The organism is Nocardia sp. IFM 10818 (assembly GCF_054655275.1).
The window spans coordinates 1,412,069-1,422,944 of sequence record NZ_BAAHJH010000001.1 but is presented as its reverse complement, the minus strand read 5'-3'; the positions used below and the strand labels follow the sequence as shown (position 1 = coordinate 1,422,944).

General features: G+C 69.2%; 8 protein-coding genes. 3 read left to right on the top strand and 5 right to left on the bottom strand.

Annotated features, from left to right (window positions below):
* Nucleotides 1-19: 19 nt before the first annotated feature.
* Nucleotides 20-796: a DNA-formamidopyrimidine glycosylase family protein gene (locus ACYQ5L_RS06205; protein WP_459956156.1), complete on the top strand. Its 777-nt coding sequence runs from the start codon at nt 20-22 to the stop codon at nt 794-796.
* A 176-nt stretch (nt 797-972) separates the two neighbouring features.
* Complete coding sequence (locus tag ACYQ5L_RS06200; protein ID WP_459956153.1) at nt 973-1,476, top strand: Uma2 family endonuclease; 504 nt, start codon at nt 973-975, stop codon at nt 1,474-1,476.
* A 12-nt stretch (nt 1,477-1,488) separates the two neighbouring features.
* Here ACYQ5L_RS06200 and glpD read toward each other — a convergent pair whose 3' ends face one another.
* Nucleotides 1,489-3,234, bottom strand: coding sequence for a glycerol-3-phosphate dehydrogenase (glpD, locus tag ACYQ5L_RS06195; protein WP_459956151.1), 1,746 nt, complete (start codon nt 3,232-3,234; stop codon nt 1,489-1,491).
* Between the two features lie 176 nt (nt 3,235-3,410).
* Between glpD and glpK the strand changes: the two genes are divergently transcribed.
* Nucleotides 3,411-4,907: a glycerol kinase GlpK gene (glpK, locus tag ACYQ5L_RS06190; protein WP_459956149.1), complete on the top strand. Its 1,497-nt coding sequence runs from the start codon at nt 3,411-3,413 to the stop codon at nt 4,905-4,907.
* Between the two features lie 9 nt (nt 4,908-4,916).
* Here the strand turns inward: glpK and ACYQ5L_RS06185 are convergent, their stop codons facing one another.
* The 4 genes from ACYQ5L_RS06185 to ACYQ5L_RS06170 all read right to left on the bottom strand — a co-directional run bounded on the left by ACYQ5L_RS06185 (nt 4,917) and on the right by ACYQ5L_RS06170 (nt 10,577).
* Nucleotides 4,917-6,110: an aminotransferase-like domain-containing protein gene (locus ACYQ5L_RS06185; RefSeq protein WP_459956147.1), complete on the bottom strand. Its 1,194-nt coding sequence runs from the start codon at nt 6,108-6,110 to the stop codon at nt 4,917-4,919.
* A gap of 147 nt (nt 6,111-6,257) precedes the next feature.
* Nucleotides 6,258-7,790 carry a DUF8176 domain-containing protein gene (locus ACYQ5L_RS06180; RefSeq protein ID WP_459956145.1) on the bottom strand — a complete coding sequence of 511 codons (1,533 nt, stop codon included), beginning with the start codon at nt 7,788-7,790 and terminating at the stop codon, nt 6,258-6,260.
* A 96-nt stretch (nt 7,791-7,886) separates the two neighbouring features.
* Nucleotides 7,887-8,978, bottom strand: coding sequence for a hypothetical protein (locus ACYQ5L_RS06175; RefSeq protein WP_459956143.1), 1,092 nt, complete (start codon nt 8,976-8,978; stop codon nt 7,887-7,889).
* Between the two features lie 195 nt (nt 8,979-9,173).
* Nucleotides 9,174-10,577 (bottom strand): NAD(P)H-quinone dehydrogenase, encoded by a 1,404-nt coding sequence (locus tag ACYQ5L_RS06170; RefSeq protein ID WP_067544105.1) that lies wholly within the window; start codon nt 10,575-10,577, stop codon nt 9,174-9,176.
* Nucleotides 10,578-10,876: the final 299 nt, after the last annotated feature.

The window sequence follows — 10,876 nt, the reverse complement described above, 5'->3', positions numbered from 1 at the left end:
GGCTCGCCCGGAGGATGCCGTGCCCGAGGGTGACACGGTATTCCTCACTGCGGCCCGGCTGCGTACCGCGCTGGCCGGGAAGGAATTGGCACGCAGTGACTTCCGGGTGCCGAAGTACGCGACCCTGGACCTGCGCGGCGAACCGGTGGAGAGCGTCGGCAGTTACGGCAAGCACCTTTTCGTCCGCACCCCTGAACTCAGTATTCACACCCACCTGAAAATGGAGGGCGAGTGGCGGGTCTACTCGCCCGGACAGCGGTGGACCAAGCCGGGATTCACCGCGCGGCTGGTGCTCGCCACCGCTGATGCCGAGGCCGTAGGTTTCTCGCTGGGCACCGTGGAGGTGCTACGTCGCGCGGACGAGCACAAGGCAACCGACCACCTCGGCCCGGATCTACTCGGCCTCAATTGGGATGCCGACGAAGCGGTCCGGAGACTGAGCGAGAAACCCGATCTGCCCATCGCCCTGGCCCTGCTCGATCAGCGCAACCTGGCGGGCATCGGCAATATCTACCGCAGCGAGATCTGCTACCTCCGCCGAATCCACCCCGCAACCCCCGTCGGCGACATCCCCGACCTACCCGGCCTGGTCGACCAGGCACACCGCGTCCTCACCCAGGCCGCACACAAACCACCCTGGCGGGCACTGGCTTACGGACGGCACCGCCGGCCGTGCCAACGCTGCGGCGCCATCATGGTCGTCCACCTGATCGGCGATCCGGAAACCTATCCGGCCCGCGCGGACCGCGGCATCTACTTCTGCCCACGCTGCCAGCCGCCACCGGCCTCCCACTGACCCGACTCTGTGGAACAGGTCTTGGACCAGCGAATACGGCGCGTCGTATGCCAGACTGACCAAAGGTTCGTACGCGCGAAGGGAGGCAGCGGTGAATGTCGTGTCCTGGCCCGACCGTCTCTTGACCCTGAACGACTGGATCGCACTCCCGGAGGACAACAGCCGCTGGTACGAGCTTGTCGAGGGGGTCCTGGTCGTGTCTCCGAGACCGGTTTCCAAGCACCAGCGCGCGGTGTGGCGGCTGGCCGCACAGCTCGAACCCACAACTCCCGGCATCGCAAGGCGTACTCACCGAAGTCGAGCTCGTCATCGAGCCGGGAACCCCGCCGACCGTCCGGGTGCCCGACGTGTTGGTGGGATCGGCCTCGGGTATCGAAGCGAATCTGCCGCTCTGGAAGCCGGCGGACGTGTCGCTCGTCGTCGAAATTCTCTCCGACGGCACCAAGCGCACCGACCGCGTGACAAAGTTCGCCGAGTACGCCGAGGTCGGTATCGAACACTATTGGCTCATCGATTTGGATGAGCCGGTCAGCCTCACAGCTTTCCAGCTCGTCGATGAGCACTACGAGAGCGCCGGCGAGCACGCTGGACGGGCGGCCCTGACCCTGAGCGACAGTCGTGTCGTCCTCGACCTGCCGTCGCTGACCAGCGCGCGACCGGATCCAGGTGGGGATGCCTGACCTGTGCGCTGATTATTTGTCGATGGGCAGGTCCTCGCGGACCAGGACCTTGGCGCGGGCTTCGGGGGCTTCCAGGCGCAGCGCTTCGGCGGAGGCGTCGTCGGGCTGGGTCTGGGATTCGATTTCGGCCTTGACGCGGGCCTTGTAGGTGTCGACTTCGCGGGCGATATCGGACTTGCTCCAGTTGAGGACCGGGGCAACGAGTTTGGCGACCTCCTCGGCGCAATCCACGCCGCGGTGGGCGTATTCGATGGAGATGCGGGTGCGGCGGGCGAGGATGTCGTCGAGGTGCAGGGCGGCTTCGGCGGCGGCCGCGTACACGACCTCCACGCGCAGGTAGCCGGGTGAGGCCGTAATCGGTTCCAGCAGTTCGGGTTTGCCGTCGGCGAGGCCGAGGACCTCGTCGATGAGCGAGCCGTACCGGTTGAGCAGGTGCTGGATGCGGTACGGGTGGATGCCGTATTTCTCGGCCAGGTGCGGGGTCTGGTTCATGAGCGCGTAGTAGCCGTCCGCGCCGAGCAGCGGCACCTTCTCGGTGATGGTCGGCGAGACGCGGCGCGGAATGTCCTGTGCCGCTTCGTCGACGGCGTCGTAGGCCATCACCCGGTAGGTGGTGTACTTGCCGCCGGCGATGGCGACCAGGCCGGGCGCGATGCGGGCCACGGCGTGCTCGCGCGAGAGCTTCGAGGTCTGATCGCTCTCCCCGGCCAGCAGCGGCCGCAGGCCCGCGTAGACGCCGGTGATGTCGGCGTGCGTGAGCGGGGTGACCAGCACCTTGTTGACGTGGTCGAGGATGTAGTCGATATCGGATTTGGTCGCCGCCGGATGGGCGAGGTCCAGATTCCAGTCGGTGTCGGTGGTGCCGATGATCCAGTGGTCGGTGCCCCAGGAGATGACGAACAGCACGCTCTTCTCGGTGCGCAGAATGATCGAGGTATCGCTGGCGATGCGGTCGCGCGGCACCACAATGTGCACACCCTTGGACGCTCGCACATGGAATCGCCCGCGTTGCTTGGCCAGGGCTTGTAGTTCGTCGGTCCAGACGCCGGTGGCATTGATGACCACGCTGGCCCGGACCTCGGTGGTGCGGCCGTCCTCGCTGTCGTGCACCTTCACGCCGACCACCCGGTCGGCCTCGCGGAGGAAGCCGATCACCTGGGTGGAGGTGCGGATGACCGCGCCGTAGTGGGCGGCGGTGCGGGCCACGGTCATGGTGTGGCGGGCGTCGTCGACCACGGTGTCGTAGTAGGTGAGGCCGCCGGTGAGCGCGTCGCGCTTGAGCCCCGGCGCCAGCCGCAGCGCCGCGGACCTGGTCAGATGATGCTGTCCGGGAACGGATTTCGCGCCGCCCATGGTGTCGTACATGAGCAGGCCGGTGGCCACGTAGGGCCGTTCCCAGCCGTAGTGGCTGAGCGGGTACAGGAAGCGCAGCGGCTTGACCAGATGCGGCGCCAGGGTGGACAGCGCCAGTTCACGCTCCTTGAGCGCCTCGCGGACCAGCCCGAATTCCATCATCTCCAGGTAGCGCAGGCCGCCGTGGAACATCTTCGACGAACGGCTGGAGGTGCCCGAGGCCAGGTCGCGGGCCTCCACCAGGGCGACTTCCAGGCCGCGGGTGGCCGCGTCGAGCGCAATGCCGGCGCCGACCACGCCGCCGCCGATCACCACCACGTCATAGTGCTCGCCGCCGAGCCTCTCCCAGGCAGCTTCGCGCTGCTCGGGGCCGAGAAACTGCGATCGCGGTTGCTGCTTCGTCATGCCCGACTCCTCCAGCCTTCGCCGCGGAGACGACGCGGCGTTCGTAATGATGACGCTCTGGTCGAAGCTCTCGTACTCGCAAGTAACCGTATCCGAGAGTAATCGCTCGCCGTGCGATGCGACGCGGGTGGTGTCATGGCGTCGTGCACGGGCCGCTGTCGAGTAGCGTGCTGGGAATGCGTCGCTATGTGGCCGCCATCGATCAGGGCACGACGTCGAGTCGGTGCATCATCTTCGATCAGCAGGGGTTGATAGTCGGAGTCGCGCAACGCGAGCACGAGCAGATCTTCCCGCAGCCCGGCTGGGTGGAGCACGATGCCGAAACCATCTGGCGCAATACCGAATCCGTGATCGCGGAGGTATTGGACAAGCTCGGCATCGGCGCCGGCGACATCGCCGCGGCCGGTGTCACCAATCAGCGTGAGACCACGGTGGTGTGGGAACGCGCCACCGGCAAGCCGATTCACAATGCCATCGTCTGGCAGGACACCCGCACCGCCGATCTCACCGTCGAGCTCGGCGGCTCCGAGGGCGTCACCCGCTACGCCGACCGCACCGGCCTGCCGCTGTCCACCTACTTCGCCGGTCCCAAACTGCGCTGGATCCTGGACCGCGTCCCCGGCGCGCGGGAACGCGCCCTGGCCGGTGAACTGTGCTTCGGCACCATCGACAGCTGGATCCTGTGGAATCTCACCGGCCAGCACCTCACCGACGTCACCAATGCCTCCCGCACCATGCTCATGGATCTGCGCTCCCTGCAATGGGATCCGCAGATCTGCGCCGATTTCGGCGTGCCCATGGCCATGCTCCCCACCATCCGCAGCTCGTCGGAGGTCTACGGCGAGATCATCAGCACCGCCCTGGCCGGCGTGCCCGTCGCCGGCATTCTCGGCGACCAGCAAGCGGCCACCTTCGGCCAGGCCTGCCTGTCACCCGGTGACACCAAGAACACTTACGGCACCGGCAATTTCATGCTCATGAACACCGGCACCACCCCGGTCTTCAGCGAGCACGGCCTGCTCACCACCGTCTGCTACCGCCTGGGCGACCAGCCCGCCGTCTACGCCCTCGAGGGTTCCATCGCCGTCACCGGCTCCCTGGTCCAATGGCTGCGCGACAACCTCGGCATGATCTCCTCCGCCGACGACATCGAACCCCTCGCCGATACCGTCCCCGACAACGGCGGCTGCTACATCGTCCCCGCCTTCTCCGGCCTGTTCGCCCCCCGCTGGCGCCCCGACGCCCGCGGTGTCTTCGCGGGCCTCACCCGCTTCGTCAACCGTGGCCACATAGCCCGAGCCGTCCTGGAAGCCACCGCATTCCAGACCCGCGAGGTCATCGACGCCATGCGCGCAGACTCCGCAGCCCAGCAACTGGACGTCGAGAAGGTGACCTTGAAGGTCGACGGCGGCATGGTCGTCAACGAACTGCTCATGCAGTTCCAGTCCGACATCCTCGACGCCCCCGTGGTCCGCCCGGTGGTCACCGAAACCACCGCCCTCGGCGCGGCCTACGCGGCGGGCCTGGCCGTCGGCTACTGGGCCTCCCCCGACGACATCCGCGCCAACTGGGCCGAGGACAAACGCTGGACCCCCACCATGTCCCCCGCCGACCGCGACACCCTCATGCACGAGTGGAACAAGGCCGTCGAACGCACCTACAACTGGGTTTAGCCGAGCAGGTCAGGCGTGCGCCGGGGCGGCGGCGTGGGCCTTGGCCAGGCGGTCGACAGCTTCGGCCAGGGTGGCTTCGTCGGAGGTGGTGAAGCACAGGCGCAGGGAGTGGGTGTAGTCGGTGGAGACGGCGAAGGCGGAGCCGGGGACGTAGGCGACGCCGGAGTCCAGGGCTTGCGGGAGTAGGGCTCTGGTGTCGGTGCCGTCGGTGAAGTCGACCCAGACGAACATGCCGCCGGCGGCGTCGGTGCTGGTGACGCGGTCGCCGAAGCGGTCGCGGACGGCGGCGACCAGGGCGCGGGCGCGGGCGCCGTAGGCGGTGCGGACCGAATCGATGTGGCTCGCTAGCCAGGTGGAGTCGGACAGCAGGTCGGCGGCGATCTGCTGGGTGAGGGCCGAGCCGCAGAGGTCGGCGCCCTGCTTGAGCAGCTCGACGGCGCGGCAGACCCGGGTGGGGGCGATCATCCAGCCGACGCGGAGGGTGGGCGCGAGGGTTTTGGAGGCGCTGGACAGGCGGATCACGTTGGGCGAGTACGTCGCGACCGGGAACGGGGACGGGCGGTCGAACCAGAGTTCGCCGTAGGGGTCGTCCTCGATGACCCAGAAGCCGAATTCCTCTGCCAGCGCGGCCAATTCCTGGCGGCGCGGGGGGCTCATGGTGACGCCGCCGGGGTTGTGGAAGTTGCTCACGGTGTGGACGACGGCGGGGCGCTCGCCGCCGGCCAGGAGTTCGCGCAGGGCGTCGGTGCGCATGCCCTCGGAATCCAGTGGGACGGCGATGATTCGGGCGCCGGCGGCACGGAAGACCTGGAGGGCGCCGACATACGCCGGATCCTCACAGACGACCAGGGCGCCCGGATCGAGCAGGACCTCGGCGAGCAGGGACAGGGCCTGCTGGGAGCCGTGGGTGATGAAGACCTCGTCGACGGGAACGGTGCGGCCCATGCGCCCGGATTCGCGCTTGGCGACGACCTCGCGCAGCGGACCCCAGCCGGGCGACTCGGTGTACTGCAGCCGGGAGCGGTCGGCGAGCGCGGCCTCGGCGGCCTGCGCGATGCGATCGCGGGGCATGAGCTCGGCGTCGGGCAGGCCACCGGCGAGGCTGATGATGTCCGCGCGCGCGGTCAGCTTGAGCAGGTCGCGGATGGCGGAGCTCTGCAATCCGTCGAGCCGTGAGGACAGCGGCGGAGTGAGTGCGGACATCAAAACACCTCCGTGGGAACGCCGGGGTATGCGAAAACCCAGCCTGTCACAACCCGACCAGAATATGAAATTCCTTTCTCACATCCTGAGACAGCGTGGATACGGCGGCACCGGCCCGAACCCCGACCGGCCGCGACGCGGCGGCGTCTAGTCGATGGCGAAGATCAGGTTCTTGCCGTCGCGGTTCACGGTGGTGATGTGCTGGCGGTACACGGTGGTGGTGCCGTCGGGGCGGTGCTCGGTGAGGTCGGCGTCGTAGATCGCCGGGGCGACCTCGACAATGCGCAGGCAGTAGGTGGTGCCCACCGGGATCACGTCATTGATGGCCTGCTGAATGACCTCGGCCGGAGAGACATTCGCGGCATCGGGCGCGACGAAGGACCGCGCCTTCTCACCATTGCGGTCGGCGTAGAAGGCGTGCTGGAACCCCAGAATGGCGTCGGCGCCGGACGCCGTGCCGCCCTCGCCATTGCCGATGGTCAGATTGCCCTCCCGCTTGGTCGGGCAGCTCAGGGCCGCGGCGGTGGGCGCGGTGGTGGTCACGGACTTGCCGGTGGTGGTCGCCACCGCCTGCGCCGACTCGTCGTCACCGCCGCCGCGGGTGACGGCCACGATCACCGCACCGAGGATGGCGAGCACCACGACCACTGCCGCCCCGCCGAGGGCAATGCGGCCCCACGGCGGTGTGGCCGACGGCTCGCGTTCGGGCGGAGCGGATTTCGGGGCCAGCCGCTTGGCGATCGGATCATCGGCCCACGACAGCGATTCCCCTTGCGTCGTCACGGGTTCCGGCGGCGGGGTGGGCGGGAATCCCGCCTCGGTGGTCCGCCACCAGGAGGCCGGTGCGCCGTTGCGCGCGCCCTCGGACGCGGCCGCCGTGCTGGACGGTGCGTTATTCGCGGCTGATTGCGACGCTGACGGGTCGGCGGGCGTCTTCCGGGCCGGAGTCGGCGGCGCGGCGCTCGTCGGCGCAGCGGGCGGCACAGCCGCGCTACCGGTTCCGGAGTAGCGGGTCGTCTGATCGGGATCCCCGAAAACGCCTGCGCCCGGGGCGTACCCGGACGCGCCGCCGGACGGCGCGTAGCGGGTCGTCTCGTCCGCATCACCGAAAACGCCGGGTCCCGCGGCATATTCGGACCCACCCGCGGTGGCGCCCCCGGTAATGCGGGTCGTCTCCTCCGGATCGCCGAAAACGCCCGGCCCGGGGGCATATCCGGATCCGTTCGCCTGGGCGGACGTGGAAGGCGTGACGGCCGAAGGCATTCCGGCCACACCGGCATTCGGGTCGGCGGGTGCTCCGTGCTGCACCGGGAATTGCCCGGTCGTCGGCGGGGTCCACGACTCCGGCGCCCGGTACTGCCCGCTCGACGGGCCGGCGTCCGCGGGCCGCCAGGCAAGGTCGGGGCTCGCGGGCGGTGCGGGCGACCAGCCGGAGCCGGTCTCGGGGGTGGGCCCGAAGTCGTTGATCGAGGGCCCGAAGTCATTGAGCGACGGCCCGAATTCCGAATCCGGAGCCGCGGCCGGCGGCGTGAGCGGCGGGCCGAATTCACCGGCCGCGGGACCGGCCGGCACCGGCGGACCGAATTCCGATTCCGGTTGTCCGCCGGCCGGTTGCCCCTCCCCCGCCTCGGACGTGGGTTCCGGTTCCGGTCGCGCGGGATCGTCCTTTCCGGAAGCCATCACCCGTCCTTTCGCCACACACTCGTGGGGCGGTCGCTCCCGACCGCCCCACGCGACGACTCAACTCCTGCCGGCACCGAATTCGGGCCGTGCTCGTCAGTACTGGACCGAACCGCCCACCTGCGTGGTCACACCGCCGAGGTCGACCGTCTGCGCGGGGTGTTCGCCCGCCGGAAGCCTACCAATCTGCGCGGCCGCCTCCAGGATGGTGGCGCCGCCCGGGAGCAGGCGGATGAAGTTCTCGGTGTCCGCCTTGACGGCGTTCACCACGGCGGTGTCCAGCACGAACTCCAGCTGCCGGTCATCGCCCTCGCCGACGCGGGTGTAGGCGGTCACCTTGATCTGGTTGACCGTGGTGAAGTCCAGCGCCATACCGGCCTCGCCGATGCCGCCCGGGGTGGTGTAGCCGATGGTGCCGACGTACCCGTCCAGGTTGCTGAAGTGGTGGGTGTTGGCCGCGACGCCGGGCAGCAGGGTGCCGCCGTCGAGGCTGGCGCCGATCTCGGTGTGCGGGCCGGTCATCTCGACCACGGGCGCGGCGGGGGCGGTCTCGATGGCCGGGGCCTGCCAGCGCGGCTGGGTCTCGACGGTCTGGTCGTCGGTGAGCGTGTTGATGACCGTGTCCGGCTCTTCCGGCTTGGTCTGATCGTCGACCGTGGCGCCGGGGGTGGTGGCTTCCGGCTTCGGCACGCTCGGCTGGGTGGTGCCCGGCTGCTGCGGCTTGTTCTCGGTCTCCACCGCGGGCACCGCCTCGCCCGGGGTGGTCTGCCCCGGTACGGTCTGGCCCGGCACCGGCAGCGGCGCGACGCGCGGCACGCTCACACCCGGCTGCGAAGGCTTGGCGTCCGGTCCGACACCGGCCGGCTGCACCTGCTCCTCCTCCGGCACGGCGGGATCCTCGCCGGCGGGCTGGGTGGTGTCCGGCTTGGGCGAGCCCGGGGTGGTGACGCCGGGCTGGCTCGGCTGCGGCTTGACCTGCTCCGGCTTGCCGTTGCCGGTGGAACCGGCCTGCTCCGGCGCGGGATTGTCGTCGGTGGCGCCGGGCTGCTGTTCGGGAGCAGCCGGCACGGCGCCCGGATCCGCGGGAGCGGCGTTCGCGGGGGTCGCCAGCAGGCTCACCGCGACGACCGCGGTGGCCAGCGGCAGGGAGGTACTCGCCTTGATCCGACTCGGCTTGCGGTGCTTCACTTTTCGCTCAATTCCTTCGTCCCTCATCAGGCACGATCGAACTGTAGGCGAGCGAGGGGTCTCGAGGGACCGGAATCGACTCCCCCGCTACGTCACTCGCGATCGCCCGACCGATCGCTTCCGCGCCGAAGTGAACCACACGGTTCGCGAACCAGCAAGACGAGCCGGATCACATCACGTCAAACGGTATGGCTATCAGTCGAGATCGTCGTGCCGCATGAGCTGACGGGCCGCCTCGGTGACCGATCCGGTGAGCGACGGATACACCGAGAAGGTCTGCGCCAGATCGTTCACGGTCAGATTGTTCTGCACCGCAAGGGCGATCGGCAGGATCAGCTCGGAAGCGATGGGCGCCACCACGACTCCGCCGACCACCACACCGGTGGCGGGGCGGCAGAAGATCTTCACGAAGCCGCGGCGCAGGCCCGACATCTTGGCCCGCGGATTGGTGTTCAGCGGCAGCATGACCGTGCGGGCCGGGACCTCGCCATTGTCGATGGCGGTCTGGCTGACGCCGACGGTGGCGATCTCCGGGCGCGTGAACACGGCCGAGGCAACGGTTTTCAGGCGAATCGGCTGCACGCCCTGGCCGAGCGCGTGATACATGGCGATGCGGCCCTGCATGGCGGCCACCGAGGCCAGCGGCAGCAGGCCGGTGCAGTCGCCCGCGGCGTACACGCCGGGCGCGGTGGTGCGCGAGACGCGGTCCACGCGCAGGTAGCCGCCTTTGTCCAGTTCGATGCCGAGCCGCTCCAGGCCCAGCTTGTCGGTGTTCGGAATCGAGCCGACCGTCATGAGGGCGTGCGTGCCGGTCACATTGCGGCCGTCGGACAGCTTCACCACGATGCCGTCGGCGGTGCGCTCCACCGCATCGGCGCGCGCGTGCTTGACCAGTTCCACGCCGCGCTCGGCGAGGGCTTCCTCGAGCACCAGCGCGGCGTCGGCGTCCTCGCCCGGCAGCACCCGGTCGCGGCTGGAGACGAGCTTCACCTTCACGCCCATCTCGGTATAAGCGGAGACGAATTCGGCGCCGGTCACACCGGAACCGACCACCACCAGGGTCTCGGGCAGTTCCTTGAGGTCGTAGAGCTGACGCCAGTTCAGGATGCGGTCGCCGTCCGGCTCGGCGCCGGGCAGCACGCGCGGGCTGGCGCCGGTGGCGATGAGCACCACCTCGGCCTCGATGAGCCGCTGCTGGCCGTCGGCCAGGGTCGCCTTCACCAGGTGCGTGGCCAGGCCGGGCGCCTGGTCGATGAGCTCGCCGTACCCGGCCAGCACCTCGACGCCGGCCTGCTGCAGCTTCACCTTGATATCCGAGGACTGCGCCTGCGCGAGCGCCTTCACGCGCGAGTTCACCTCGGCCAGCCGCACCTGCGCCTGCGACGGATGCACCGTGATGCCCAGGTCCCGGGCTCGCCGCAGATCCGTGCGCACGCCCGTGGAGGCGATGAATGTCTTCGACGGCACGCAATCCCACAGCACGCACGCGCCGCCGATGCCGTCACTGTCGATCAGCGTGACCGGTGCGCCGTGCTGTGCCGCCACCAGCGCGGCCTCGTATCCGGCGGGCCCGCCACCGATGATCGCAATGCGGGTCATTGTCCCTCCGCTTCTGCCTCGGCACGCGGGATCTCCGGTGCCGCTCTACTACGTTATCCGTCGGCGTCCGCACAGCTACGAGCGGTGTTTGATTTGCCCTCCGCTTCGCTCCGGGCTGTTCGCGGCCCCCGAAGTCTCGAATCTTCCCTCCCTCCGCTTCGCTCCCCCACGCTCCACTCAGTCCAGAATCGAGACGGGCCGCGAACCTGATGTGAATGCGTCGGAGACCACATCGAATCCGACGATCCGGTCCAACCAGGCGCTGCGAACCGCCCGGAGATCGGGTTCAGGGACGGTTG

Excerpts from the sequence above, each read along its gene's own strand:
- ACYQ5L_RS06180 (WP_459956145.1), bottom strand. The coding sequence starts at position 7,790 with ATGGCTTCCGGAAAGGACGATCCCGCGCGACCGGAACCGGAACCCACG.
- ACYQ5L_RS06185 (WP_459956147.1), bottom strand. The coding sequence starts at position 6,110 with ATGTCCGCACTCACTCCGCCGCTGTCCTCACGGCTCGACGGATTGCAG.
- glpK (WP_459956149.1), top strand. The coding sequence starts at position 3,411 with ATGCGTCGCTATGTGGCCGCCATCGATCAGGGCACGACGTCGAGTCGG.
- glpD (WP_459956151.1), bottom strand. The coding sequence starts at position 3,234 with ATGACGAAGCAGCAACCGCGATCGCAGTTTCTCGGCCCCGAGCAGCGC.
- ACYQ5L_RS06170 (WP_067544105.1), bottom strand. The coding sequence starts at position 10,577 with ATGACCCGCATTGCGATCATCGGTGGCGGGCCCGCCGGATACGAGGCC.